The sequence below is a fragment of the Xanthomonas sp. NCPPB 1754 genome (genome assembly GCF_041475725.2).
In the GTDB taxonomy this organism is placed as follows: domain Bacteria; phylum Pseudomonadota; class Gammaproteobacteria; order Xanthomonadales; family Xanthomonadaceae; genus Xanthomonas; species Xanthomonas euvesicatoria.
In genome coordinates this window covers 1,444,517-1,471,204 of the sequence record NZ_CM192982.1, presented here as the reverse complement: position 1 = coordinate 1,471,204, position 26,688 = coordinate 1,444,517, and the positions used below count along the sequence as shown (strand labels likewise).

General features: G+C 62.5%; 22 protein-coding genes and 1 pseudogene. 6 read left to right on the top strand and 17 right to left on the bottom strand.

The genetic code is table 11. The features are described 5' to 3' along the window. Window positions 1-11: 11 nt before the first annotated feature. The 5 genes from ACCQ15_RS06490 to ACCQ15_RS06470 all read right to left on the bottom strand — a co-directional run bounded on the left by ACCQ15_RS06490 (window position 12) and on the right by ACCQ15_RS06470 (window position 7,977). Window positions 12-3,971 carry a hypothetical protein gene (locus ACCQ15_RS06490; protein WP_372381346.1) on the bottom strand — a complete coding sequence of 1,320 codons (3,960 nt, stop codon included), beginning with the start codon at window positions 3,969-3,971 and terminating at the stop codon, window positions 12-14. A gap of 37 nt (window positions 3,972-4,008) precedes the next feature. Next, window positions 4,009-4,647: a DUF1629 domain-containing protein gene (locus ACCQ15_RS06485; protein ID WP_039431892.1), complete on the bottom strand. Its 639-nt coding sequence runs from the start codon at window positions 4,645-4,647 to the stop codon at window positions 4,009-4,011. 128 nt (window positions 4,648-4,775) lie between these two features. After that, the gene (locus tag ACCQ15_RS06480; protein ID WP_372381345.1) at window positions 4,776-5,237 is read right to left on the bottom strand and encodes a hypothetical protein; all 462 of its coding nucleotides are present in this window, start codon (window positions 5,235-5,237) and stop codon (window positions 4,776-4,778) included. A gap of 72 nt (window positions 5,238-5,309) precedes the next feature. After that, window positions 5,310-6,412, bottom strand: a protein-coding gene (locus tag ACCQ15_RS06475) for an IS3 family transposase (protein ID WP_372166127.1) whose coding sequence is annotated in 2 segments (ribosomal slippage) — window positions 5,310-6,154 and window positions 6,154-6,412 — 1,104 coding nt in all. Because the reading frame shifts where the segments join, the coding sequence is not laid out codon by codon here. Between the two features lie 44 nt (window positions 6,413-6,456). Then, window positions 6,457-7,977 (bottom strand): DUF4011 domain-containing protein, encoded by a 1,521-nt coding sequence (locus ACCQ15_RS06470; RefSeq protein ID WP_372381344.1) that lies wholly within the window; start codon window positions 7,975-7,977, stop codon window positions 6,457-6,459. Window positions 7,978-8,116: 139 nt separating this feature from the next. On the opposite strand from ACCQ15_RS06470, the gene ACCQ15_RS06465 reads away from it, so the two are divergent. Beyond that, the gene (locus ACCQ15_RS06465; protein ID WP_218505964.1) at window positions 8,117-8,866 is read left to right on the top strand and encodes an abortive infection family protein; all 750 of its coding nucleotides are present in this window, start codon (window positions 8,117-8,119) and stop codon (window positions 8,864-8,866) included. Window positions 8,867-9,101: 235 nt separating this feature from the next. On the opposite strand, the pseudogene ACCQ15_RS06460 reads toward ACCQ15_RS06465, so the two are convergent. Both ACCQ15_RS06460 and ACCQ15_RS06455 read right to left on the bottom strand, forming a co-directional pair. After that, window positions 9,102-9,245, bottom strand: a pseudogene (locus tag ACCQ15_RS06460) (transposase); the annotation flags it as partial. 180 nt (window positions 9,246-9,425) lie between these two features. Further along, window positions 9,426-10,118, bottom strand: coding sequence for a hypothetical protein (locus ACCQ15_RS06455; RefSeq protein WP_218505963.1), 693 nt, complete (start codon window positions 10,116-10,118; stop codon window positions 9,426-9,428). A gap of 197 nt (window positions 10,119-10,315) precedes the next feature. Between ACCQ15_RS06455 and ACCQ15_RS06450 the strand changes: the two genes are divergently transcribed. Next, window positions 10,316-10,519: a hypothetical protein gene (locus ACCQ15_RS06450; RefSeq protein WP_218505962.1), complete on the top strand. Its 204-nt coding sequence runs from the start codon at window positions 10,316-10,318 to the stop codon at window positions 10,517-10,519. A gap of 5 nt (window positions 10,520-10,524) precedes the next feature. Here the strand turns inward: ACCQ15_RS06450 and ACCQ15_RS06445 are convergent, their stop codons facing one another. The 3 genes from ACCQ15_RS06445 to ACCQ15_RS06435 form a co-directional block, all read right to left on the bottom strand. Beyond that, window positions 10,525-11,040 carry a hypothetical protein gene (locus ACCQ15_RS06445; RefSeq protein WP_218505960.1) on the bottom strand — a complete coding sequence of 172 codons (516 nt, stop codon included), beginning with the start codon at window positions 11,038-11,040 and terminating at the stop codon, window positions 10,525-10,527. 145 nt (window positions 11,041-11,185) lie between these two features. After that, window positions 11,186-11,932 carry a nucleotide-binding protein gene (locus ACCQ15_RS06440; protein ID WP_218555442.1) on the bottom strand — a complete coding sequence of 249 codons (747 nt, stop codon included), beginning with the start codon at window positions 11,930-11,932 and terminating at the stop codon, window positions 11,186-11,188. Further along, entirely contained in the window at window positions 11,925-13,826 is a 1,902-nt protein-coding gene (locus ACCQ15_RS06435; protein ID WP_347134920.1) for an integrase, read from the bottom strand. Before ACCQ15_RS06435 ends, ACCQ15_RS06440 begins: the two co-directional genes overlap by 8 nt. 202 nt (window positions 13,827-14,028) lie before the next feature. On the opposite strand from ACCQ15_RS06435, the gene mutS reads away from it, so the two are divergent. The 3 genes from mutS to katG all read left to right on the top strand — a co-directional run bounded on the left by mutS (window position 14,029) and on the right by katG (window position 20,165). Beyond that, window positions 14,029-16,584: a DNA mismatch repair protein MutS gene (gene mutS / locus ACCQ15_RS06430; protein WP_343230689.1), complete on the top strand. Its 2,556-nt coding sequence runs from the start codon at window positions 14,029-14,031 to the stop codon at window positions 16,582-16,584. Between the two features lie 287 nt (window positions 16,585-16,871). Continuing rightward, window positions 16,872-17,486 (top strand): DUF937 domain-containing protein, encoded by a 615-nt coding sequence (locus tag ACCQ15_RS06425; RefSeq protein ID WP_011346797.1) that lies wholly within the window; start codon window positions 16,872-16,874, stop codon window positions 17,484-17,486. A gap of 432 nt (window positions 17,487-17,918) precedes the next feature. Continuing rightward, a complete protein-coding gene (gene katG / locus ACCQ15_RS06420; protein ID WP_372381343.1) occupies window positions 17,919-20,165 on the top strand; it encodes a catalase/peroxidase HPI in 2,247 nt (748 codons plus the stop codon). An 81-nt stretch (window positions 20,166-20,246) separates the two neighbouring features. Here katG and ACCQ15_RS06415 read toward each other — a convergent pair whose 3' ends face one another. From ACCQ15_RS06415 to ACCQ15_RS06405, 3 genes are all read right to left on the bottom strand, one after another. Beyond that, window positions 20,247-20,654, bottom strand: a complete 408-nt coding sequence (locus ACCQ15_RS06415; RefSeq protein ID WP_029818945.1) for an RNA-binding S4 domain-containing protein — start codon at window positions 20,652-20,654, stop codon at window positions 20,247-20,249. 224 nt (window positions 20,655-20,878) lie between these two features. Then, window positions 20,879-21,535 (bottom strand): glutathione S-transferase family protein, encoded by a 657-nt coding sequence (locus tag ACCQ15_RS06410; protein WP_277574935.1) that lies wholly within the window; start codon window positions 21,533-21,535, stop codon window positions 20,879-20,881. 58 nt (window positions 21,536-21,593) lie between these two features. Then, window positions 21,594-22,289, bottom strand: a complete 696-nt coding sequence (locus ACCQ15_RS06405) for a helix-turn-helix transcriptional regulator (protein ID WP_031421633.1) — start codon at window positions 22,287-22,289, stop codon at window positions 21,594-21,596. A gap of 390 nt (window positions 22,290-22,679) precedes the next feature. Here ACCQ15_RS06405 and ACCQ15_RS06400 point away from each other — a divergent pair, with 390 nt between their 5' ends. Continuing rightward, window positions 22,680-24,173 (top strand): MATE family efflux transporter, encoded by a 1,494-nt coding sequence (locus tag ACCQ15_RS06400; protein WP_372381342.1) that lies wholly within the window; start codon window positions 22,680-22,682, stop codon window positions 24,171-24,173. A gap of 268 nt (window positions 24,174-24,441) precedes the next feature. Here the strand turns inward: ACCQ15_RS06400 and rplS are convergent, their stop codons facing one another. The 4 genes from rplS to rpsP form a co-directional block, all read right to left on the bottom strand. After that, a complete protein-coding gene (gene rplS / locus ACCQ15_RS06395) occupies window positions 24,442-24,849 on the bottom strand; it encodes a 50S ribosomal protein L19 (protein WP_003484215.1) in 408 nt (135 codons plus the stop codon). A gap of 145 nt (window positions 24,850-24,994) precedes the next feature. Beyond that, on the bottom strand, window positions 24,995-25,753 hold the full coding sequence (gene trmD / locus ACCQ15_RS06390) for a tRNA (guanosine(37)-N1)-methyltransferase TrmD (protein WP_014089658.1): 759 nt from the start codon (window positions 25,751-25,753) through the stop codon (window positions 24,995-24,997). Between the two features lie 65 nt (window positions 25,754-25,818). Next, window positions 25,819-26,331, bottom strand: coding sequence for a ribosome maturation factor RimM (gene rimM, locus ACCQ15_RS06385; protein WP_008571121.1), 513 nt, complete (start codon window positions 26,329-26,331; stop codon window positions 25,819-25,821). Between the two features lie 43 nt (window positions 26,332-26,374). Then, a complete protein-coding gene (gene rpsP, locus ACCQ15_RS06380) occupies window positions 26,375-26,632 on the bottom strand; it encodes a 30S ribosomal protein S16 (RefSeq protein WP_003484223.1) in 258 nt (85 codons plus the stop codon). Between the last annotated feature and the right edge of the window lie 56 nt (window positions 26,633-26,688).

The window sequence follows — 26,688 nt, the reverse complement described above, 5'->3', positions numbered from 1 at the left end:
AGCGATTTTGACTAACCGCCGCCCCCTCCACCACCACCGCCTCCTCCCCCGCCGCCACCGCCGTCTCCACCCCCACCACCGTCCCCTTGGGCACCGCTCTGCATCGGTCCCTTGGCAAACTCCGGCAGCGTCATCACCATGACCGGCCCGCGGCTGGTGTTGATTTCCGCTGAGACATCCATCCCCAGCGCCTGACGTGTGGCGGCGAGCTCCTGGGCCTCCTGCTGGGCTTGCGCCTCCAGGAACTCGTTGCCTCTTTTGATGAGCGCCTGCGTCGCTGCGCTGTTGGCGACTCGGTTCAGCGCTTGCTCGATCGCCAACTCGTTCTTGCTGTCGAGCGCGTAGAGCACTTCGTCCACATCCGGGTCGCCCGTGATCGATTTGCGCTCAGCTTTCGACGAGTCATTTGGTGCATTCCCTTCCCCTGGACCCGCAAAGCGCTGAACTGGAGATTGGAAGGCATCGGCTTGCTCAGCCGCTTCACTGGGCGAGCGGCGACTTGGTTGGTGCGCGCTGAATGCATCCATGCTGCCACCCTCTTGGTCTAGCGCCCTCTTTTGAGCGAAGGGATAAGGTTCTCCGCGCTCGCGATACTCCTTCCATTCCTGGTGGAAGCGTTCGTCTTCCCGATCCGCCGCCTCAATTTCCTGTTGCAGCTGGCGCAGCGAGCGCATGGTCTCTTCCAGGAACAGGGCGCCACCCGGGTCTGCGGCGCTGTGATCCTGCGCTGGGGTTGATTGCGTTTGTTGGTTTTCTGCGTCAGCAGACCCGACGGACACGCGAGTGGCTGCACTGCTTGCCAATGACTCCTCACGCGCTTGCGCGAAGTGTTCTGCGGGCAACACCGGTGCACCATGATCAGCGAGCAAAGCCTTTGAAGGACGGGGATGTTCAGCATCGGCTTCTCGCTCAGGCGTAGTAGACGCTCTGGAAAGTGATGCCGTCAACGGCTCTGCTGTTGGGGCCATGGCCCGAACCGGTGTTGCCTCCTGCTCACGCGCCACGTCTTGCTGACGGGCCGACGCTTGCTCCATCTCGGCCTGCTGCGGTTGCACCTGGCGATACAGCGCCAGGGACACCGCATCGGCCTCCGCGCTTTGCAAAGGTTGGTTGCCGGATTTCTGGCCCTCGGGTGCAGGAATCGGCAGGCGCGAGGCATCGCGGCTTTCCACTGCCTGCATTTCCAGCGCGCGTCCCGCTTCTCTTGCTTGATGCGGCTGCGTCCGTGGGTCAGAGGTGGTGTGAGCCGCGCGTTCGCCTACCTCCTGGTTATGCGCCTCGATCTGCTGGTGGACGTCTGCCTGCTGCAAATCGGGCTGCGGCGTTTGCTGAGCCAGCGCCGCATTCGGAGCGTGCGGCTGAGGATCGGCTTGTTGCCAGGCGTGCTGGCTGGGGTCTTGCTGCGCTTGACGTTCCTGGACTTCAACCCGCGTGGCTTCTTGAGCTTGGCGGTCTTGCTGCTCCCGCTGCTGGTTGTCTTGGGCTTGGCGCTCCTGCACCTGACGTTCCTGGACATCCCTTTCCTCACGCTCCTGCAGCTCGCGTTGCTGGCTGGTCTGTGCCTGCCGCTCCTGCACTTGCCGCTCTTCTAGCTCACGCTGCTGCTCTGCTTGTCGCTGACCCTCCAGCACCGCGTGCGCCTGGACCGATCGTTCGCTTTTTGAGCTGTCTTCGTGCTCAGGCTGTGCCTGCTGGAGGTGCTCGCGCACTTGCGCGACGTGTTGCTCTTGCGCAAGACGATCTTGCTGTTCGCGTTCTTGCCGCGCCTGCGCCGCGACAGAGGCTTGCATGCGCGCCTGGATATCCAGCACCTGCTGCGGATTGGACGACTCGGAGGCCGAGGTGTCCGCGTCTGCCGTTCCCTCAGGCACGCGCCCTAGGCTTGGCGACTGTAGTCGATTGCCTTGCGCCTCGCTCAACGCCTGCCGGATGTCCTCGCTGCTGGTCACCGCCACCACACGAGTGATTCCATCGCTGCCGCGCTGTAGGTGCGCGATGGGGCTGTCATAGCCGTATTGACCGGACTCATTGCGTTGTAGCTGCTGCATGGTCGGCCCGGTGATGCCATTGGCTTCCATAGTCCGCCGTGCGGCCAGCTCCACGGCCTGCTGGGTCTGCGGGTTGACGTTGAGATCGACGCCTGCGGCCCGGTAACGGTGCAGCAGCTCGTTGTGATCCATCTGCGCCGCCGTGGGCGCGGGAAGCGCCTGGAGCGCTGCCAGGGTCTCCTGGGCACGCTCCAACGACGGCTGGCGCACCTGATTCGTCAGCTCCAGTTCGACCGCCAGATTGCCAGTGGCCTCCCCATCCCTGCCGGCCCACTGCCCGGCCTCGTTCCGCTGGTAGACCTGCCTGTCGTGTCCCAGCACGAGACCTTTCTTGGCGAGGGCGCTTTCCACGGCTGCCGGCACCTCCACCCCATAGGCCTGGGCGCGCTGGGCAGCATGGTTTTCCAAGTAGGCGGCCGCGATGGCTTCGCGCCCGGTGGCAATGTTGCTTTCGATGCGGCCCAGCGCTTCTTGGTTGAGCTGCTGCGCGCGTTCCGGAGAGGCGGTCTGGTGCTCGTAGCTGCCCCGGTCGTTGGCACCGGACACGGCGGTTTTGACTTGGCGTTCCCATGCCTGGCTCTCAGGATTGCGGTGCCAGTTCTGGTTGTCCAACCCGACTTGGTCGCTGGCCCGTGCAGGGAGGTTGAACGGGTCTTGCGGTGGAGGAGCCTTGCCCAGCGCCAACTCCACTGCCTTGGCGTTGGCCAGCGCGCCCAGTTCCTGGGATTTTTCATAGCTGGCGACCACGGGCTGCTCGCCGCTCGTGCGCCGGCCATCCGGAGCGAGCTCGATGGCCGCTTCGCGCTGCCAGTTGCGACCGTTGAACTGCCACTCCACGCCAGCCTTGTCGGTCTGGTGGTAGATGGCGCGGTTGTCCAGCAGATCGGCGCCCTTGTCGAACGCCTTGCTCATCAACAGCGCATCGCCTACCACCAACGCCGCAGGCACGAAGCCGCTGCCGCCCAACGCTGCTGCCGTGGATGCACCTCCAGCCCAGCCGCCGACGTTACGGGCCAAGGCATGGGTGACCTCGGACTGCGCGGCGGTGGCATTGCCTTGTTCCAGCAACTCGGCCGAGCGGCGGGCGGTCACCACCGCATCGGCACCGGTCACCAGCAAGCCGCCCGAACGCACCAAGGTGCTGGCCGACGCATTGCCCAGCAATACTTCCATGGACGCTGCACCGGTTTGACCGCGAGGAACTCGCAAAGGCCTGGCGGCTTCCTCCCCCAAGGTGTTCTCAACCAGGGCCACGCCCCCCGGCGATATGGTCAAGCGTCCGCCGTGGTAAGCGTTTGAGATGGCTTGAGACAGACCATGTCGCTGAAGCTCGGCCGCGCCACCACGGGTCAGGGGGTTGGGGACACTCTGGATATGCTGGAGCGTGCTCGCCACACGGGCTTCTGTATGCGTCACCGCCGCCCAGCCGTTATCCACCGCCGCATAGCCCTTCAGACTATGAAGTTGCACGGCATGGGCTTGCCCATAAGCGACTTCGTTGCGAAAGAAGTTCTGGACGCCTGGACGGATGTCGTCAGGCCTCAACCCCAATGGAGCGTTGGTGTGCAGGTCGCCTCGAATGAGGCCCACACGGACGGTATCGCGCAGCGTTTCCACACGCCCGGCGATGCGCTCCAGAGCATCCGCATCGCCCGCTAGCGCTCCCACTCCGTCTGGGGTCTGCTCCAAGCGCCATAACCTCTGCCGTAGCCCGACTTGGTAGTCAGCGATAGGCCCCCCGCTATGCGGGGTGATGCCCAGGGTCTGCGCAAACGCGGGGTTCGATGGCAGGAACAGTCGGTTCTCCGGCGCGTGAATATCGAAATGCCCCGCGTTCGACAACGCTTTGAGCAAGGGGCTTCGATCCAGTGTCTGTTGCTCGATGGCGTGGTGGTCTTGGAAAACAGGCCTGCTGCGAGGCATGGGTCGGGTTCCTTCCTAAACCGTCGGGCTTGCGCGACTAGATATCCGAAGCGTCGATCAGCCAAAGGCCGTCGGCGTCAGTATCGGTCGCCATTCCGGCCGCCGTCACGGCGTCCTTGAACACCTGATCGCAGAAGACTGCACCGGTGTAAGGGGTCTTGAACACGTGAGCGTCGCCCAAACGCTGGCGGTCAAAGGTAACGCTGGCCCCGCCCGTCAGATCGTAGAACTTGCCGTTAACGAACGGCTCTGTGGTGTCAACAAAGAGTTGTGAGGCCACTTCATCCAACGCGTCGATTTGTTGGACCACGTCGCAAAGGAAATGTCGCGGACCAGCACTACCGTCGGCAAGGCGGTAGTCCACTTCTGCGAATGCAAACGCGTGGGGATCGACCGTTGCCATGACTTGCTGGAGCCGCTCAGACACCAGCCAGTAGCCGCTGAACCCAGGTTCTAGGTCCAAAGGTGGCGGGCCTTTGCTGGGGTTGTAGACCAAGCGCGGGGTCTCGCGAAGGGGTGGGAAGCCGCCACCTTCGGGGAGCAGAATCAACCGCGGTGGCGAAAGCAGCCGGTCTAAATTTTCGAAGACCACGCCGTTGGTCGGCCCGTTTATCTTGCCCGCCTCAAGGATGAAAAACTCGCCGGACTTTGGACGACCGGAGGTTGTCGATTCCATATGCAACATTCCACCACCTCTCAGCTGACCAAGAATCTTACCGCCGCGTCTTCATTACGCCAATACGCCTGCTGAAAAGAGCACCTCGCTAGAGAAGCCACGTAGAATTTCCCAACCATCAAACGCGATTATTTCAGTCCAGCTCGAACCATCAGATCCAAAACCTTTCCTCCAGGGGATAGGCTAATCGAGGCGTGACGATGCGCTAGTGCAACGGGAACGATTGCACTTTCATACAAATCCATCTCGAAATGCCTAATGAGGTCGCAGGCCTGCTGGATCAAGGTCCCATAACGCACCGACTCGACCTTAGCCTTGGAAAACCCCGATCCACCTTTAGCACAGGTCTTGTCTTGAAACGGATAGGGTATTGCAAAGTTGAAAATCCGCCCACTTTCAGTTCGAAATAGAAAGTCCTGCCCGTAATAAGTCTCATTGCCGAAGTTATCAGACGGCGATTCAGCACCAGTGATGTATTGATTTCGATACTCATCGTCAACCACCCGCAACGATCCAGGTCTAATATGCTCTTCAATCAACTTTGCGTGATCCATCAAACCCCCAGTCTTCTGAAGACCCAAGACAAGCATGGGCCGAAGATTCCGACACGCAAGCTCTTCGTTGACTTGGCGACGTCCCCCCGCCCTGAGTAGCGGTCGGGTTTAGAGTCCGGGGTTGATGATATCGGTGTTTGCCAGATGTTGGGCATAAGCGGACGGCGTCATGCCGCCAATTGCTTTCTTCGGTCGGTCCTCGTTGTATTCGCGTCGCCAGCGTTCGATCTCGGTGCGCGCGTGCAGCAACGTCGGGAACCAGTGCTCGTTGAGGCATTCGTCGCGTAGTCGGCCGTTGAACGATTCAACATAGGCGTTTTGATTTGGCTTGCCGGGTTGGATTAGCCGTAGTTGCACACCACGGGCATGTGCCCAGACGACCATCGCTTTGCCGCAAAACTCCTTGCCGTTGTCGGTGCGGATCACCTTCGGTAAACCGCGACTGTGTGCCAACCGATCCAGCACGCGCGCAACGCCGTGCCCGGAGATCGCGCGTTCCACCTCGATGGCGACCGCTTCGTGCGTTGCGTCGTCCACGATCACCAGACACTTGATCACTCGGCCGTCGGCGGAGCGGTCGAACACGAAGTCCATCGACCACACCTGGTTGGCCTGCGCTGGCCGCAGCAGCGGCTGACGCTCGCCAACCGGCACCTTCTTGCGCTTGCGGCGCCGCACTTGTAGCTGCTGCTCGCGATACAACCGCTCCACGCGCTTGTAGTTCACCAGGCGTCCTTCCTGTCGCAGCTTGAGATAGATCATCCCCACGCCGTAGCGGCGATGGCGATGCGCCAACGCAAGAATGCGCTCGCGCAGTTCGCCATTGCGGTCTTGGCGTGGGCAATAGCGCAGCGCGCTGGCGCTCATGCCGATCGCCGCCAAGGCGCGACGCTCGCTGGCACCACGCCCGATCCACTCGCGCACCAGCGCACGACGCGCCGGTGCGCTCACCACTTTTTTCGCAACGCATCCTTGATCAGGTCGTTCTCGAACAACTGCTCGGCCAGCAACTTCTTTAGCCGCGCGTTCTCGGCCTCAAGATCCTTGAGCCGCTTGGCGTCGGGCACGCTCATTCCGCCGAACTTGCTGCGCCACAGGTAATACGAGGCCTCGCTGAAGCCATGCCGCCGGCACAGATCCTTGATCGCCACACCGGCATCAGCTTCGCGCAGGAAGCCGATGATCTGTTCTTCAGAAAAACGCTTCTTCACGTCCAATCTCCTTGGGGTAGGGAATTGGACTCCAAACTGAGGTGCTACTCAAAATTGGGGGGACGTCGCCACTCCAAAGGTCCCTCTAAAACAAAGCGCTGAGTCGTGAGTCCTTGCCGGCGCAGTCCGACCAGATGGCCAAACACTTGATACGGCGTCAGCTCGGACGGAAGGAGCGGCAAGTGCATTCGATGAGCATGAGCGTTAAGCGCATCACGCCGCTCAGTGAGCTGCTCAATGATGGGTTTGGTATTCTCCCGCTTGGGATCGCCAAGGCTGAGCGTTTGACGGAGCTCTTCCAGCAATGTTCGCTTGTTAGCCTTGTTGCTGTGCAGCTCAAGGCACGCCACGCCGACACCCACGTAGTCCAAGCGCCGTTTCACGACTTCCAACGCAGCCATCTTCTCCGCAACGAAGAGCACCTTCTTCTTCTCAGAGATGGCGGCAGAGATGATGTTTGCGATCGTTTGTGACTTGCCCGTTCCTGGCGGCCCTTGCACCAAGATGCTGTTGCCCTGCAGAACGTCATGGACAACGAGCGCCTGTGACGAGTCGCAGTCGACAACGTGAAGCATCTTCTCGATGGAGATGATTTCATCGACGTTTGCGTCTTCGCTAGTGATTTCTGCGCCCGGGAACCCATCGGTCACCACGCCACGAAGAGACGCAATCGCCTGCATGCCGCCAAAGCTCTCCCACACGGCTGGATCCAGGTCGCGATACATCATGAACTTCGCGAAAGAGAACAAGCCGAGAACAGCATCGTTGGGGCAGACATCCCATCCGATGCGTCCTTCCGTCATCTCCTTCACAGACCCGATATATGCATCGATATCTAGGGTTTCGAATTCCTCGATGTTCGGCAGACGCAAGCCAAACTCGCGGTGCAAGAACAACTGAAGGGAGAGATTCGCTTGGATGTCGTCCCCGGACCACTTCAGGTGGAACTTTTCACCCGCTGTGCTGCGTTCGAGTTGCACAGGGATTAGAACCAATGGCGCATAGCGATCGGTCTGCGGCGTAGAGGTAGCACGCCACTTCATATAGCCAACCGCTAGATAGAGAACATTGACGCCCTGCTCTTCTTGGAGCGTTCTTGAATCCGTGTAGAGATCCAGCAAGCGCTTCTGTAGTCCCGATGAGGTCAGCCTCGTCGAAAGGTTCGCATCCCAGTGACTCAGGACGCGCCCTTCTTCGTCCAACTCAAAGTCAGGCTGCTCAACCAAGGTGGGATCTTCCAACCCCTCGTCAAGATAGGTAATGGACTCAGATGGCATCTCGCTCAGATCCAAGCCTTCACCCTGCTCCTGCTGGGAAGGGTCTTGCTTGCCTGGAATGAAGGTGAAACGCTTGCCGTCCACGACCAAAGTTTGATACATGGCCTTGGCGAGCTCGTTTACGACCTCAATGGTGCGAGCACGGCCGCCGCGCGGCGTATGAAGAAGCCGATTGCGCGTAGACAAATCCAAGAGTTCGAGCCTAGCCCTCTCGACCTTGTCCTTCAGCGTTCCGCTTCCCCGGAGGGAAGAACTCTCTTCCGTGCTTTGCACTGACACCTGATCCATCGCAATCCCTTCTGTGGAAAGGGGCGGAGGTGCCAACCAGATGTGGCGGTCGAAGTGCGCCGCCCCGAACGGCCCAGCGCTATAATGCGCGCAACGCCTCGCGCAATCCATACCGGGGGCAAGCTGCCAGCGGGGGCGTATGGGCGAGCTTCGGAGCACCGAAATCCACTGGGTCGTATCCAGCTACATCGGCGTGGAGGGCGGTTACTTGGGTGACTTCACCTACCGGACCCACAAGGAGTTTTACAGCGCCTACTGTGACCTGGATCTTGACCCAGAAGCTTTCCCTGGCAATACGACCCGCGAGCGCTTCATCGCAGTCTTAAAGGCGGCACCCGCGCTCACGCAAGCAGCGATCTTGCGGGGGATAGCACGGAAATATCCACCGGGAACCGAACATCAGCGCACCGCGTCCGCTTATCAAAAGCTTCTTGCGCTGGCAAAGCGCTGCGCCGACGGCCTATCTGTAGAGACTGTCAGCCCGCAAATCAGCAGCGATCTGTTGCAGCGCGCCTTAGCTGATGCGGCCACGCTGATGGGCACAAGCGGACCCACACATGCGGTAGACCGTGTGCATACCGCGATGCACGCCTACCTCAAAGCGGCCTGCCGAGCTCAGGACATCGAGATTCCGCCCGGCGCAACGATCACGAGTCTGTTCAAGTTGCTGCGGCAACAACACCCTGGCCTCACGGATCTGGGCCCACAGCCCGACACCATGATCAAGGTGCTCTCATCCCTGAGCAATGTCATGGATTGCCTAAATCCAGCTCGAAACAATGCGAGCTTGGCTCACGCGAACGATGAGCTGCTCGAGCGCGATGAGGCGTGCCTGGTCATCAACTCCGCGCGCACGATTTTTCAATACCTGGACGCAAAGCTTCGCTGATGACCAAGTAGAACTTTCTAGCAGGCTGCCGTCCTCGCACGACGCGTTGATAGGGACAGGGGGGCCGCAGCAGTTGCAGAACGGCAGAGGCATTTGCTTCACAGATGTTACGACTTCAACGCATTTATCTAACGATCTCCAGCACATGGAGCCTGGTCACAACTTTGCCAATCCGCGGTTGACCCGCTCAGCTCGCTGTTAGATACATGTCGCAACCGCGTGCCACTCCGTGGCAAAGCCCACCGTATTTCTTGCGCCACACATAGAACGTCGCCTCCGCAATGCCCATCTTGCGACACACCTCGCCAACCGCCATCCCCAGCTCGACCTGCTTGAGCGCGTATGCGATCTGCTCTTCGGAAAATCGGGACTTCTTCATCGCCTGATTCCTCGTGATCCACGGGGCCCATGCGGGGCGAAGTCTCTACTTTACGTCGGCACGGTTTTTTTAGGGGGTGGGTCAATTTAGCCATCAACAAAAACGGCGCTTCCTTTGTCGCAGAGAGACAGCTAGCCAATGATACATGCGCGTCTTGAGCGGAGTAGCCCGGTTGGACAGCTAGTTCTTGGCGCGAGCGTTGCTCAGCGGGCCACCATGTCTCTCTCTGTAGAGTCTTTCTGCCAGTCCTGGCATACGAACCTCTCTGCGACTCGGTGATCCGGCCCACAAATCATAGGCGCAAGGAATTGCCGCAAATAACCCGACAGCCAAAGGAGCCCATTTCTGCCAATGCGCAACTGCGGCAACCGTGGCGCCAGGAACAAACGAGCCAAGAAGCACGAGCGCGACAGCCGTCCACCCTGCCCGCACAGTTGAGTCCCAACGCATCTCTTCTTCAGCGATTTCCGCCATCTGCTTCTCAACATCCACTCGACGCGAGCCTTCTGGCGCATCAGCAAGCCATCTGTCCGCCTCAGTCCACGTAACGTAAGTCAAGGACTCCGCGCCCATTCGGTTAGGCGCCGTGCCGGGAATACGCTGAATCCACTCAACCAGCAAACCGAGGACGGACAGTAATGGCGGCAACAGGAGAGGCACCACGATCCTCACCAAAGCACCGTAGGCCAGCACGACCAAGACGAGGGCGGCAGGCCGGTCGGAGATCGTCGACCAACGAAGATTCCAAACATTGGTGCCTGTGGAAAGGACAAGAACTACGTCCGCAAGAAGCACAAAACCGAATAGGCGCAGTTGAGCTCTAAAGTCATGCGCCTTCTCCAAAAAGTTCCACTTATCCGTATCGACGTCCACACCTTACCCCAGTCACATAAAATTTAATACAGATAACATCAACCATCCCATTCATCCTTAAGAAGCAACACACCATCTTCAGCGAAGATGACTCCTCGCAACGAGGCAAGACTGCTCACCCCAAAAAACCTCGATACCAACCCTTGACAGAAGCCTGCAAAGTGCTATCAAAGAAAAGAAACTAAGGATACATCAACATGACCATTGAAGATTTCTGGAACAAAGCATTCCTGTCAGCTCTTGCGAGGCTGCCAGTAGAAGAAGCCAAACGAACAGCAGACGATGCTGTGGAGGCAGGCATTGCACACTGGCAGCAGCACATCCATGACTGGTCCGATCCAGGCATCACGCTTTGGAAGGACCAAGAAATCTCCGAGGTTCCGTATAGCTCCGTTGGATGAAATAGCTATCTCGGACCGCGCCCACGGACAGATGGCTTTACGTGCTTCGATCTCTGCAGGCTGTTATACAAAGCTACTGCGGCTGTGAACTCGGCCTCATTGATAACCAACCTGGATTTCAACTTAACAGTGTCGTAGATGACGAAGCACATCACTGGCTGTTCGGCGGGCTCTAAGGGCTCACCGAACTCATCTACGATCACGATGCGAAAAAGGGAAAAACCACTGTTAGGATCGAATGATTTTGGAACCAAAGTCTCAGATGACCTTTTCCGCCTTTCAGCGATCCGCTTCGCCAGCTCTGGGGAATCCGCAGCCCTTTGCGCCCAAAGCTCTCTCACACCAGCCGAAATTATCGACCATCCTCCGCTCTGTATTTTTGAAAACAGCTCATCGAATTCTCCTTCCACTAGCCGAACCAGACCAGGGATCTTGACGTCAACGACAGCCAGCCCATCATTTTGCCAACTACCATCTGAGGCTTGAAGCTGCCTCTGACCGATTACGACTTTACCCGGCATAACCACCTCTCCTTTATGATCTCAAATCCGTCTTGATGAAGGGAATTGTTTAAGCACATTACTTCAGCTAACTGGAAAGGAAATCACTTTCGTGTGAAGCGCTGGAATCAGACCTCTGCGCACACTCCATCAGGAACGGAAAGTATCAAAATACCGATTTCATGATTCGTTGCGGCGAAGGAAGCTGTGCATCCAAGTCTCTCATGCGCTGAGCCGAGCGCTCTTGCCTCAGCTGTTCTGTGACGTCTGAGAATGCCGCTTCAATCCGCATAGCAAAATTTTCGCGAGCGCCGACGTCAGCCCAAGGCCACATCAGCACGTCACCAAGCGTCATCTCTACGATTCCCCCGGCGTTCAGCCCCTGAGCAAGGACCATTTCCGGAACCGTCAGCACGTGCCCCATGACCAAGCCGTCCTTGACCACCCATTGATGCGCAACATCCAAGCATTCCCTCGCCGTCTCCAAGGCCAGAATCCGACCAGCCTTCTTCGTCATTCGAGCCAACTGCTCCCTAAGGGCTCGAAGCTCAAGCTCCATCTCAAGCTCCCGCACCCGTTGTTTGTAAAGCTCCAGTTCATCGACCAAAAGTCGTTCTTTTATGGTCTTCACTGCTCGAGCTGACTGCCATTCTTCCAAATCGGCAAACCGGTATCGGACATGCTGATTGGCTCCACCATTCGCGCTTCCTGGCCCCTTCTGAAAGGCAGGACCAAGAGGCGGAGTCCGCCGCCGCCATTGTCCGAGCGTGTCCACGTGGACACCGAGAAATCGAGCTGCCGCCTTGCTGCTCACGGATGGGGTCAGGCCGGCCTTGGCCCGTTCCAACTCCCTGTCCAATGCAGCATCGGCCAGCGCGCGGTATTGCTCCTCGCTGCGAACGACCTCAATCATCCAGTGCGATCCTTCGGTTCCTGGGAGCGAAGATAGTAACGGGTTCGTCGCTCACCTCGTCTAAGCGCGGCCGATCCGTCCCCTTTAGCCTGTTCCACACTCGCGGGCTCATGGCGATCATGCTCTCCTCCACCCGGCCCATGGCCTCCCGGAGCTTGAACCATTCCTGCTCTGTGTAGCGTTCGGAGACCGCGGCCATGCGATCCGTTCCGACATCGGGCGTATGGTGGTGAAGCAACTGCGAGACGATCCGGCTCTCCCCAAACAGCAGCGCTGCATAGCGGCCCAGGGTTCGTCGGAAATCGTGCGTGGTCAGCCCGATGTCCACTTCGGCCCGCACATCCACGAGTCCAGCATCCCGGCGGACGTTGGCCACGATGCTCTTACTGTCGGAATAGTGTCCCGTCTTGCTGCGATGGGACCTAGCCGGGAAGACGAAGACCGACCGAACCAACGCGCGACGCGCCTGCTCTACTTCTTTCTCCAGCCTGTCTACCAAGTCAACACGGGCTCCGTTGGTCTTGGCAGCCTTCAGCAGCGCCTCGGCGTCTACCAATGCCTTCCTCGCCTCCACTTCATCAAGGCGCTCTTCGAACCGGCGCTCCAACACCTTTTGAGCGAAGTAAGTCACCGGCAAGTAGCGCTCCTCCCCGCTTTTGGTGTCGAACAGGTAGACCTGCGAGCCTGCACGGCGGGTGTAGGGGTTCACCTCGTCCGGCCCCGCCAGCCAGACCCAGGACACCTCCGACTGCCGCAGCTCACCAGGCGAACACCGGTCGAACCATCGAAGCTGCGCAGCCTCGCTGCGGCGAGTGCCCCACAACAAGGTCAACAGCAGATAGTCCGCCCCTGTGGCGTTCAATCCACCCTGCTCGTCCCGCCGAGCCAAAATCACCTTCAGCACCCGTGGCAGCGTGTCGTCGCCCAAAGGGTTTCGGACTTCCGCCCGCTCGTAGTGCCGGCGTAGCTCCTGGGCATCCCGGAGCATGTCGTCGTCGTGGATGACCTGAAACGGGTTGTAGCGCAGCACCGGCTCCCGCTGTTCCCGGGCAGCCGCCTTCCGTTCGCGCTTGAGCACTAGGTCAACCGCCCGCTTGGCATCGGTGAACGAATGTTCGGTGGAAGCCCGCCCGGCCGCCTTGACCCGCTGAAGGTATCGACCGCTGATGCCCAAGGCCTCCAGTTGCTGCGTCGAAAGCTCCGCCCAATCGGGATGATTGGCCAGCACAGTCCGCATCGGCGTCGGGATCCGATTGGACCGCACCATCGAGGATTTCCTCAGGTTCTCGAACGCCTGATGGATATCCCTATCCGTCAACCGCAGGATGGCCTTGTCTGCCAGCCCAACCTCAGCGCGCGCAAACCGAGCCAAGCTGTCCTGAACCGCGCGAACGCTGGCGGGCTTGGCCTTCTTGTTGCGGACCCGCTTCTCAAGATCTTCAATGTAAACGGCGAAGCAGTCCGCAAGCGTCAATCCCTTCAGTTCGACCAAGTGCTCGCTTCGAGCTTCCTGCCGAGACGGGTGCTCGCCCGTCTCTCGGACCACGGCCAGCTTCTGGCGGGCCAGTTCATAGGCCTGTTCGGGCCCCATGTCTGCGACGTTCCCAAGCGAGAACCGCCGCACTCCTGAGGGCCCTCTAACCACGACCTCGTAGGTCGTGCGGGTGGTCCCGACATAGAAGCCGAACCCCGTCGGGGCTCCTTGATTGCCATCCAATACGCGATAGGGCTTTCCAACATCTGCAGCCGGGCGCGGACCGATGACGGCCCTGCCCTGCTTGCCCTCAAGCGGGCCCTTGGCCACGCTCAACTCGCAGATCTGCCGGTAGGACAGCTTAAACTTGTTGCCTCGGCGACGCGGGGCATCAGCCTCCGTCGCAACAACCGTATCCATGGTCGATCCGCTCTGTGTCCGTCGCAACATCGATTTGATCCCGTTTGAGTGACCGCCGCAACAGCGGCGCAACAAAGAACACCGTTACTTGCCGTCAGTGACCCGGATTGACCGCTACAAACCGTAGGAAAGCTTCTTGCAAACCACTGATTCCACTGCAAAACCCTCGCTGAGCAAGGCAAGTGCCGAGCACACGCCCCTCATGAAGCAATTCTTCGCAGCCAAATCGGATTACCCCGACCTGCTGCTGTTCTTCCGCATGGGCGATTTCTACGAGCTGTTCTACGACGACGCGCGCAAGGCCGCGCGGCTGCTCGACATCACCCTGACCCAGCGCGGTAGCTCCGGCGGTGCGCCGATTCCCATGGCCGGGGTGCCGGTGCATGCGTATGAAGGCTATCTGGCGCGCTTGGTGGCACTGGGCGAGTCGGTGGCGATCTGCGAGCAGATCGGCGATCCGGCGCTGGCCAAGGGGCTGGTCGAGCGCAAGGTGGTGCGCATCGTCACGCCGGGCACGGTCACCGACGAGGCGCTGCTGGACGAACGTCGCGACACCTTGTTGATGGCCATTTCGCGCAGTAAACACGGCTACGGCCTGGCCTGGGCCGATTTGGCCGGCGGGCGCTTCTTGGTCAACGAAGTGGACAGCGTCGATGCGCTGGAAGCGGAAATCGCGCGCCTGGAACCGGCCGAGCTGTTGGTGCCCGACGAAGACAACTGGCCGGACTTCCTGCGCGGACGCATCGGCGTGCGGCGCCGGCCGCCGTGGTTGTTCGATGCCGACAGCGGGCGCCGACAGCTGCTGGCGTTCTTCAAACTGCACGATCTGTCCGGCTTCGGCATCGACGACAAACCCTGTGCCACGGCCGCCGCCGGCGCGCTGCTGGGCTATGTCGAAGAGACCCAGAAACAGCGCCTGCCGCATCTGACCTCGATCGCGATGGAAGTGGCCAGCGAGGCCATCTCGATGAACGCGGCCACGCGCCGGCATCTGGAGCTGGACACGCGTGTGGATGGCGATACGCGCAACACCTTGCTCGGCGTGCTGGACAGCACCGTCACGCCGATGGGTGGGCGTCTGCTCCGGCGCTGGCTGCACCGTCCGCTGCGCCTGCGCGATGTGCTGTTGCAGCGCCACCATGCGGTCGGCACGCTGATCGATGCAGGTGCCGATGCCGATCTGCGCGAAGCCTTCCGTGCGCTCGGCGATCTGGAACGCATCCTCACCCGCGTAGCGCTGCGCTCGGCGCGGCCGCGCGATTTTTCCACCTTGCGCGATGGCCTGGCGCTGTTGCCGAAGGTGCGCACGATCCTGGCACCGTTGGATTCGCCGCGCCTGCAGACGCTGCATGCCGAACTCGGCGAGCACGATGCCACCGCGCATCTGTTGATCAGCGCAGTTGCCGAGACGCCGCCGCTCAAGCTCAGCGACGGCGGCGTCATCGCCACCGGCTACGACGCCGAGCTGGATGAGTTGCGCCGCCTATCCACCAATGCAGATCAATTCCTGATCGACCTGGAACAACGCGAGCGCGCCAGCAGCGGCATCGCCACGCTCAAGGTCGGCTACAACCGCGTGCACGGCTACTACATCGAGATCAGCAAGGGCCAGGCCGAGAAAGCCCCGTTGCATTACAGCCGCCGGCAGACGTTGACCAACGCCGAACGCTACATCACCGAAGAACTCAAGAGTTTCGAAGACAAGGTGCTGTCCGCGCGCGAGCGTTCGCTATCGCGCGAAAAACTGCTGTACGAAGGTCTGCTCGACGCACTCGGCACCGAGCTGGAAGGTCTCAAGCGCTGCGCGGGTGCCTTGAGCGAACTGGATGTCCTGGCCGGCTTTGCAGAACGCGCGCAGGCGCTGGATTGGTCGCAGCCGGAACTCGATCATGCGCCGTGCCTGCGCATCGAGCGCGGCCGTCACCCGGTCGTGGAGGCGGTACGCGAGCAACCGTTCGAGCCCAACGATCTGGACCTGCACAGCGATCGCCGCATGCTGGTGATCACCGGCCCGAACATGGGCGGTAAATCGACCTACATGCGGCAGAACGCGCTGATCGTGTTGTTGGCGCATATCGGCAGCTATGTGCCGGCCAGCCGTGCGGTGATCGGGCCGATCGACCGCATTCTCACCCGCATCGGCGCCGGCGACGACCTGGCGCGCGGGCAATCCACCTTCATGGTGGAAATGGCCGAAACCAGCTACATCCTGCATCACGCCACGCCGCAATCGTTGGTGCTGATGGACGAGATCGGCCGCGGCACCTCCACCTACGATGGCCTGGCACTGGCCGATGCCGTCGCGCGCCATCTGGCGCAGACCAACCGCTGCTACACGCTGTTTGCCACGCATTATTTCGAGCTCACTGCGCTGGCCGACGAATCGCATGCCGGTGGCGCCAGCGGCATCGCCAACGTGCATCTGGATGCGGTCGAACATGGCGAGCGTCTGGTGTTCATGCATGCAGTGAAAGATGGCCCGGCCAATCGCAGTTTCGGCCTGCAGGTGGCGGCGCTGGCCGGCCTGCCCAAGGCGGCGGTGACGCAGGCGCGGCGGCGGCTGGTGGAACTGGAACAACGCGGCGGCGAAAGCCACAGCGCGCAGATGGCGCCCACCGCGCTGGATGCGCCACAACAGTTCGGGCTGTTCACCGCACCCTCCTCCGCTGCACAGGAAGCCTTGCAGGCGCTGGACCCGGATGAGCTCACTCCCAAGCAGGCGCTGGAGGCGCTGTATCGGTTGAAGGCGTTGCTTTGAGGTGCCGGGATTGGGGAGTCGGGATTTGGGATTCGTAGGAGCGGGGCTGCATGGCTGACGTTTGCTGCGCGTGCGGATGCTTTGCCATGCGGGAATTGGTGATCGGCTTGATGCTGTTTTGCGGAGGTTTGTTAGCAGAATTTGGAAACCGTCGAGGCATGGTTGCGTGATTGCGATGTCCTGCATCGCGCCGTGCGTAACGCGCGGCGTGTGCTTGCCGCCGGATTGATCTGTCGGCGCGACGGGCGCACCCTGCCGCAACGCTTCGCCAGACAGGAAACCTTCCGATGACCATGTCCGCTTCGTTGACCGATCAACTTGCCGCGCAATTGCAGGGCCCGCAGCTGCAGCAACTCGCCGGCCGCCTGGGCATTGCGCCTGAGCAGGCGCAGTCGGCAGTGCAGGCCGCGCTGCCGTTGCTGATGGGTGCGCTGGGCCGCAATAGCCAGCAGGCCGGTGGCACCGACGCGTTGCTGGGCGCACTGCAACGCGACCATGCCGCCAGCCCGGACCTGGGCAGCTTGCTCGGCTCGTTGTTGGGCGGCTCGGCCACCGGTGCGCAGGGCAACGGTGCCGGCATTGTCGGCCATCTGTTCGGCGACAAGGCGCCGCAGGCCGCTGCCGGCCTGGGCCAGGCCACCGGGCTGGAGACCAGCAAGGCCAGTCAGCTGTTGCAGTTGCTTGCCCCGATCGTGATGGCATATCTGGCCAAGCGCTTTCTGGGCGGCGATGCCACAGCCAGCAGCCAGCTCGGGCCTGCGCTGGCACAGGAACATCAGCAGGTGCGCAGCCATCCCGACGCCGGCGGGTTACTGACCAGCGTGCTGGACCAGGACGGCGACGGGCAGCTGGGCATGGGCGACGTCATGAAGCTGGGCGGCAGCCTGTTCGGCAAACGCTGAGCCAGCAGGCCAACCGGGCGGCCGCCTCTGTTGCAGATGCGGATGACGGCCTGCAACCCCCATGCAATGGGCGTGCGGCACGCCGGTCGGGCACCGGCGTGCTATCCATAGTGGCACGCTATCGATATGGTTGAATAATTCGAATTCACCAAATGATCGATGCTCCTTATCGTGTGCGCAACGCCGCCATGATGAGCCCGCCTGATGCGCGTCCTTGCGATCTCCGCCCGCTCCCGGTCGACCTATTCCGGGCCTTCCAGGCAGGCGCTAGCATCGACGAACGCAGCGGCCACGTCAGACCGGTATCGCTCGTACCTTCCCGCAATCCCGATGACCCAGCCTTAAGCCCCGTCCGCCACTTCGACTCCAACAGCACGTGTCTGCAACCTTCGGCACGCAGCTCCCCAAGTGCTCCCGCACACAGGTATTGCCATGACCACCGAAGCAAAGTGCCCGTTCAACCACGCCGTCGTCGGTACCGGAACCACCAATCGCGATTGGTGGCCCAAGCAGCTGCGCGTGGATCTGCTCAGCCAGCATTCGAGCAAATCCAACCCGCTGGGCCAGTCGTTCAACTATGCCGACGCATTCAAGCGCCTGGACCTGCAGGCGCTCAAGCGGGACCTGCATGCGTTGATGACCGATTCGCAGGACTGGTGGCCGGCCGACTTCGGCCATTACGGCCCGCTGTTCGTGCGCATGGCCTGGCATAGCGCCGGCACCTATCGCATCGGCGATGGACGTGGCGGTGGCGGACGTGGGCAGCAACGCTTCGCCCCGCTCAACAGCTGGCCGGACAACGTCAGCCTGGACAAGGCGCGTCGCCTGCTGTGGCCGATCAAGCAGAAGTACGGCCAGGCCATTTCCTGGGCCGACCTGATGATTCTCACCGGCAACGTCGCGCTGGAATCGATGGGCTTGAAGACCTTCGGTTTTGCCGGTGGCCGCGAAGACACCTGGGAGCCGGATCAGGACCTGTACTGGGGTCGCGAAACCAAGTGGCTGGGTGGCGACGACCGCTACTCGCGCGGTTCGCCGGGCGTGGACGAAGCGCACGGGGTGCTGGTGAAGGACGACGACAGCCAGGTGCCGCATACCCGCGACCTGGAAAACCCGCTGGCCGCGGTGCAGATGGGCCTGATCTACGTCAATCCGGAAGGCCCGGACGGCAACCCCGACCCGATCGCCTCCGCGCGCGACATCCGCGACACCTTCGCGCGCATGGCCATGAACGATGAAGAGACCGTGGCGCTGATCGCCGGCGGCCACACCTTCGGCAAGACCCACGGTGCCGGCCCGGCCAACAACGTGGGTGCCGAACCCGAAGCCGGCGAGCTGGAAAGCCAGGGCTTGGGCTGGCATAACCGCTACGGAAGCGGCAAGGGCGCCGACACCATCACCAGCGGCCTGGAAGTCACCTGGACCACCACGCCGGCGCAGTGGAGCAACGATTACTTCGACCATCTGTTCGGTTTCGAGTGGGAGCTGAGCAAGAGCCCGGCCGGCGCGCACCAATGGGTGGCCAAGAACGCCGACTCCATCATTCCCGACGCGCACGACGCCTCCAGGAAGCATCGCCCGACGATGCTGACCACCGATCTGGCGCTGCGCTTCGACCCGGTGTACGAAGCCATCTCGCGGCGTTTCCAGCAGCATCCCGAACAATTCGCCGATGCCTTCGCACGCGCCTGGTTCAAGCTCACCCACCGCGACATGGGCCCGCGCTCGCGCTACCTGGGCGCTGACGTGCCTGCTGAAGAGTTGGTGTGGCAGGACCCGGTGCCGGCGGTCGATCACCCACTGGTCGATGCGCAGGACGCCGCCGCGCTCAAGCAGACCATTCTGGCCTCGGGCCTGAGCGTGGCGCACCTGGTGTCCACTGCGTGGGCGTCGGCCTCCACGTTCCGCGGCTCGGACAAGCGTGGCGGCGCCAACGGTGCGCGCATCCGCCTGGCCCCGCAGAAGGATTGGCAGGCCAATCAGCCCGAGCAACTGGCCAAGGTGCTCGCAACGCTGGAACGCATCCAGGCCGACTTCAACGCTGCGCAATCGGGTGGCAAGAAGATCTCGCTGGCCGACCTGATCGTGCTGGCCGGTAACGCCGCAGTGGAACATGCAGCGCAAGCCGCCGGCCACCAGGTCACCGTGCCGTTCGCACCCGGCCGTACCGATGCGTCGCAGCAACAGACCGATGTGGAATCCTTCGCCGTGCTAGAACCGGTGGCCGATGGCTTCCGCAACTTCGCCAAGCGTCGCTACGCAGTGCCGGCCGAAGCGCTGTTGATCGACAAGGCCCAGCTGCTCACCCTCACCGCGCCGGAGCTGACCGTGCTGGTCGGCGGCCTGCGCGTGCTGGGCGCCAATGTCGGCGACTCGAAGCATGGTGTGTTCACCAGCCGTCCCGGTGTGTTGAGCAACGACTTCTTCGCCAACCTGCTCGACATGCGTACCGAGTGGAAGGCCACCTCGGAGGCGAGGGACGAGTACGAAGGCCGCGACCGCAGCACCGGCGAACTTCGCTGGACCGGCACGCGCGTGGACCTGGTGTTCGGCTCCAACTCCATCCTGCGTGCGGTGGCCGAGGTCTACGCCAGCGCCGATGCGCAGGAAAAGTTCGTGCACGACTTCGTTGCCGCCTGGACCAAGGTAATGCAGCTGGATCGTTTCGATCTGGCCTGAGCGTGCTCACTCTCACGCACCTGCCAACACGCAGGTGCGTGTGCCACCTAATGCAAACGCCCCGAATCGCCGGGGCGCGCGCTACAACGCGTCGATATCGCCCAATGCCGTGATCAGGCGGCGCGCACGCTTGTCCGGTTTACCCTCGGGCGCACGGTAACCGGTGCGCTCGGCCGCGCGCTGCAGGCGCCATTGCGCGCGGGCCTCGCGCGAACTGTCGGTTTCGATGTAGAGCGCCTGTGCGACCGGGGCCGGGCCGCGCACATCGCTGAGCGCGGCAACGGTGATCTCGAAGATTTCGCCGCCGCGGTCGATACGCAGTCGTTCGCCGCTGCGCAGCGCACGCGACGGCTTGGGACGCTGACCGGCCACGTCGACCTTGCCGGTCTCCACTGCATTCTTGGCCAGGCTGCGCGTCTTGAAAAAGCGCGCTGCCCACAGCCAGACATCCAGCCTGACCGTCATCGCCCGTTCCAGCTCTAGATTCATTCGTCTCGCGGTCTCGTGTCGTGCGTTGGCTAGCGCAGCACGCCTTGCATGCGTGCAAGCGCTGCGATCTTGCGCAAACGCCGGCTCGCTTGCCGGCGCCTTCGGCGACGATGGTGTGCGCCACACCCGATGTTTGGGCAACGACTGCGGAACTCAAGCGGGCAGAACCAGGTGCGGCCTGGTCCGCACCGCAGGGCAGCACCGCCAGCGGACCGTCGCCGCCGCTAGGTGTTCGTCGTGTCCACGGTGCGCGGCATGTCCGGGTTCGGATGCGCCGCAATCAACGCATCGTCGGCAGCGTTGGCACGCAGTGCCGCAGGTCGGGCGGCATGCCGTTGCGCGAAGGCAGTAAACGCAGGCCGCGGCTCCAGCATGCCGGTACGCGTGTAGAAACCCACCACCGCCGCCATGTACAGGTCGGCCGCGCTGAAGCACGCGCCGGCCAGGTATTCGCGGCCCGTGATGGCCTGTTCCAGGGCCTGCAGCACGTCCGCTTCGTGGCCGTAGCCGGCGCTGCGTGCCGGTGCCAGCACGCCGCTTTCCTTCGCGGTCAGCAGCGCCTCCACTGGGCCGGCCAGGAAAAACAGCCAGCGGTAATAATCGGCGCGCGCCGGCGATCCCGGCGGCGGCGCCAGATGCCGCTCCGGCACCAGGTCGGCCAGGTAGGCACAGATCGCCGCGTTTTCGGTGACGACCGTCTCGCCATGGCGCAGCGCCGGCACCTTGCCCATCGGGTTGATCGCCAGATAGTCCGGCGCCTTCATCGTGGTGCCGTAGTCGAGGATGACCGTCTGGTACGGCAGGCCGGTCTCCTCCAGCATCCAGCGGGCGACACGGCCGCGTGACAACGGGTGGGTGTAGAGCACGATCTCGGTGGACATGGGCAGACTTTCCTGGTGGACAGCCTGCAGTCTGGTCCTGCCCTGCTGACAGGTGCTGTCAGCAGTCGGCTCCGTAGCCGGTCGCCGCGCGCCAGCGCTTGATCAGCAGATGCCGGCGCGAGGGATAGCGTTCGCCATCGTCGGCCAGGGCCAGCACCCGGTCGGCGCGGAAATGGCGGAAATCGCCGCGCAGTTCGCACCACGCGGCGATCATGCCGTAGCCGCCAAGAAAGGCCATCGCGAACGGCCAGACCCGCCGTTGCGAGGCAGCGCCTTCGGCATCGGCATAGTCCATCCGCAGCACGTGTTCGAGCCGGATGCCGCGACGCAGGATCGGCAGCCACGGTGCGGGCGGTTGCGCGGCATCGGCCGCAGGCACCAGCAGCCCGCTGGTCTCGATCGATGCGCGCAGATTGCCGGGCAGCGTGGCGGTGATGCGCGCTACCGCACGCTGCGCCGCCTGCGCCAGTTCCGGATCGGCCTGGCGCGCCACCCAGCGCGCGCCCAGGGTCAAGGCCTCCAGTTCGTCCTCGGTGAAATTCAGTGCCGGCAGCAGGAAGCCTGGACGCAACACATAGCCGACGCCGGGATCGCCGAGGATGTCGGCGCCCTGCGCGCGCAAGGTGGCGATATCGCGATACAGCGTACGCAGGCTGACGCCCAGCGCAGTGGCGAGCTGCGCACCGGCCACGGGCCGACGCCGTCCGCGCAGGGCGTCGAGCAGATGCAGCAAACGGGTCGCACGGATCACCATCGCGACAGCATAGTGGGCTTTGCGTCCTTGCTGCCTTGGGCAGCATAGCGATCCTGCATTCGGGTCTTAGACGAACGGGCGCACCAATAGGAATCCAACCGCGATGCAGCGATCGGCCGGCGCATCAGCAGGCCAACTGTCGAACACGTCCGACCTGGCTGCGCCCCAGCCGACGCGCACTCCCCCATCCTCGCCAGGCTGCACCTGCCGCGTTGCCTATGCGGGCGCAAGCCTGCGGCAACTTCGCATGCCGCCGCCAGACAAAATGCGCAGCGTGCTCCACGATCAGCGCGCCCCACGCCGCCTCGCCGCCTCGCCGCAAGTGCGCTGCATCCGGGCTCACCTGGGCAATGCTAGTGTGCGCACCTTCTGCGCGACGATACGACTGCGATGCCCAAATCCGCTGTCCTGACCGAAGGCCCGATCGGCAAGAACCTGCTGTTGTTCGCGCTGCCGATCATGGCCGGCAACATCGCCCAGTCGCTCAACGGCTCGATCAACGCGATCTGGATCGGTCGCTATCTCGGCGAAGAAGCGCTGACCGCGGCGGCCAATGCCAACAGCATCATGTTCTTCCTGATCGGCTCGGTGTTCGGCATCGGCATGGCCTCGACCATCCTGATCGGCCAGGCGATGGGCGCACGCGATATCGCCCAAGCGCGCAAAGTGATGGGCACCAGCGCAAGCTTCTTCGGCGGGCTGTCGGCCGTGATTGCCGTGCTCGGCAGGTACCTGGCGCCGCATCTGCTGACCGCCATGGGCACGCCCGCCGCCTCGCAAACGCTGGCCGAAGACTATCTGCGGGTGATCTTCCTGGCGATGCCCACGCTGTATCTGTTCGCCTTCCTGTCGGCGGCCTTGCGCGGCACCGGCGATGCGCGCACGCCGTTCCGTTTCCTGTTGCTGTCGGTGCTGCTGGATATCGTGTTCAACCCGCTGCTGTTGTTCGGCATCGGCCCGTTTCCGGCATTGGGCATTGCCGGTGCGGCCTGGGCCACGTTGATCGCGCAGGTCGTCGCACTGGCCGGGTTGCTGGTGTATCTGCGCAACAAACGCCATGTCTTGTGGCTGGGCCGGAGCGACTTGCGCCTGTTTCGCATCGACCCAGCCATCCTGCGCGCGTTGATCGTCAAAGGCGTGCCGATGGGCCTGCAGATGGTGATGATCTCGCTGTCGATGATCGCCATGTTGTCGCTGGTCAATGGCTTCGGCACCGAAACCGCTGCGGCATTCGGCGCAGGATTGCAGCTATGGAACTATGTGCAGATGCCGGCCATGGCGGTGGGCGCCGCTTGTTCGTCGATGGCCGCGCAGAATGTGGGCGCCGGCCTGTGGCCACGCGTGGATGCGGTCGCACGTACCGGCATCGCCGCCAATTTCCTGATGACGGGCCTGCTGATCGTGCTGCTGATCCTGTTCGATCGCTGGACCCTGGCCCTGTTCCTGCCCGAAGGCAGCGCCACGCTGGAGGTTGCGCGGCACCTCAACCACATCGCGATCTGGTCGTTCCTGCTGTTCGGTGTCAGCTTCGTGGTCTCGGGCGTGGTACGCGCCACCGGTGCAGTGATTCCGCCGTTGTTGATCCTGGCGTTTTCGCTGTGGGGCGTGCGCGTGCCGTTGGCCAACGCGCTGCTGCCGCATCTGGGCGCCGATGCGGTGTGGTGGAGCTTTCCGATCAGTTCGGCCTGTTCGATGCTGCTGTCGCTGGCGTATTACCGCTGGGGCGGCTGGCGCAAGGCGCGCATGCTGACCGCACCCACGCATCCGTCGGAGCTTGCGGCTGCAGCGGAAGTACCCGCGCATCCGGCCTCACCGGTCGCCGACCCGGCCCCGCTCACCGACGCACCAGGCGCGCAGCAAGTACCGCGGACACCGCAGCGTTAGTTACGTTGGCGGCAGGCGTACCGCCGGGTCCGCAGCCATCCCGGGCGCATGCGCTTGGAACCGTCATGGGATCAGGGTAGCCAGCCTCCGTATCTCGACCACCCGCGATCGAGAACACGGGGTTGCTGAAGAATTCCCGCAAGGCGCAGTGTGCATCATGCGTGGATGCCGCAACCGGACAGGCATTCCCACAAACCATTCCCACAAACGCAAACAGCCGCCCGAAGGCGGCTGTTTGGCAGTGGCGGGACAGGCCCGCCAATGTGGCTCACTCGGCCTTGGCAGCAGCCTGGCGAGCGGCCTTGGCCTGCGCAGCGGCGGCCAGATCTTCCTTGATGCGGGCAGCCTTGCCTTCCAGACCACGCAGGTAGTACAGCTTACCGGCGCGCACCTTACCGCGACGCTTCACTTCGACCGAGTCGATGATGGCGCTGTGGGTCTGGAACACGCGCTCGACGCCGAAGCCGTGCGAGATCTTGCGCACGGTGAAGGAGGAGTTCAGGCCGGCATTCTTGGTCCCGATCACCACGCCCTCATAGGCCTGCACGCGCTCGCGGTTGCCTTCCTTCACCTTGACGTTCACCACAACGGTGTCGCCCTGGTTGAATTCCGGCAGCTTGCGCTGGATCTGGGCGGCTTCGAAGTCAGCCAGGATGGTCTTGTTGAGTTTGCTCATGGTGGGCACCGCGTGTCTGGTGATATTGGACCGGCAGTCGCCGCACGGCGATTGCTCGAGGTTCGTAGGAGGGCCAGACGCAAGGCTGGCCAGCAAGCCGCATATTGTACCCCAATCAATCTTGCAAGAGCTAGGGGTGAGCCCTTTATTTCTCGTCGTCCGGGGCGAGTTCGCGGCGAAACTCGTCCAGCAGACGGCGATCGTTCTTCTCCAGCCCCGCCTCGTCGAGCAGGTCCGGGCGGCGCAGCCAGGTCCGGCCCAGCGATTGCTTCCGGCGCCAGCGCGCAATTGCCGCATGGTTGCCCGAACGCAATACATCGGGCACATCGCCCCATGCATGGGTCGCCGGATGGCTGTAATGGGGGCAATCGAGCAGGCCTTGCGGGCCTTCGAAACTGTCCTGGGCGGCAGATTCGGCATCGTTCAATACGCCGTCCTGCAACCGCGCCACCACGTCCACGACAACCGCTGCACCCAATTCACCGCCGGACAATACGTAATCGCCGATGGAGATTTCCATCTCCACCGCCTGCGCCAGAAAGCGCTCGTCCACGCCTTCATAGCGGCCGCACAACAACACCATGCGCGGCAACTGCGCCAACTCGCGTGCGAGCGCCTGCGTGAGCGGACGCCCCTGCGGGCTGAGGTAGATCACGGGCGCTGGCCGCGTATCTGCGGCCTGCACCGTCTCCAGGCAGGCCCGCAACGGCTCGATCAGCATCACCATGCCGGGCCCGCCACCGAACGGACGGTCGTCCACGCGGCGATAGTTGCCCTGCGCATGCTCGCGCGGATTCCAGCCCTGCAATTCCAGCAAGCCGCGCTCCTGCGCACGCCCGACCACGCCGAACGCCGCGCATTGCGCGATGAACTCGGGGAACAGGCTGATGACGTCGATGCGCACTGGAGAATCGGGAGTCGAATTGGGGAATGGGTAGAGTCAAGCGCAGCGCCGAAGCACCGCTTTGATCAGAAATCCGGATCCCAGTCCACCACGATCAGGTTGGCGTCGAAGTCGACCGACTTGACGAAATCCGGGAACACGAACGGAATCATCCGCTCGCGATCGCCACGCACTACCACCACGTCGTTGGAGCCGGTGGAGAACAGGTGCGACACCGTGCCCAGCTTGACGCCTTCGACGGTTTCCACCTGCAACTCTTCCAGGTCCACCCAGTAATATTCGTCGGGCTTGGGCGGCGGCAACGCACTGCGCGCGACATAGATTTCAGTCCCGTGCATGGCTTCGACCGTGTCACGGTCGGTGACGCCGGGGAACACCGCAATCAGATTCTTGCCCTGATCGCGCCCACGCACGCCGCTGACCACCGACTCCTGTCCGGATGGCGCGCGCACGATCCACGGCTGGTACCGGAAGATAGCGGTTCGTGGCTCGGTCCAGGATTCGAGCTTCAGCTCACCCTTGACACCAAAAGCGCCGACAATCCTGCCTAACAGGATGCGGCGCTCGGTCTGCTTCATCTGCGTCGACTCTGGGCCAGGTGGCGACACCCGGCCCTCAAGATCAGGCCGCAGCGGCCTGAGACTTGGCTTCGCGATACAGGTTACGCACCTTGTCGGTCAGCTGCGCGCCGTTGCCGACCCAATGGTCGACGCGTGCGACGTCCAGCACGATGCGCGGCTCTGCGCCCTGGGCAACCGGGTTGTAGTAACCCAGGCGCTCGATGTTGCGGCCGTCGCGCGCGCTGCGCACGTCGGTCACGATGATGTGGTAGAACGGACGCTTCTTGGCGCCGCCGCGGGTCAGTCGGATCTTGACCATGGTGTTGTTTTCCTGAGTTGCCCAGTCGCCAGAGTGGCGCGGTAAGCCGACGATTA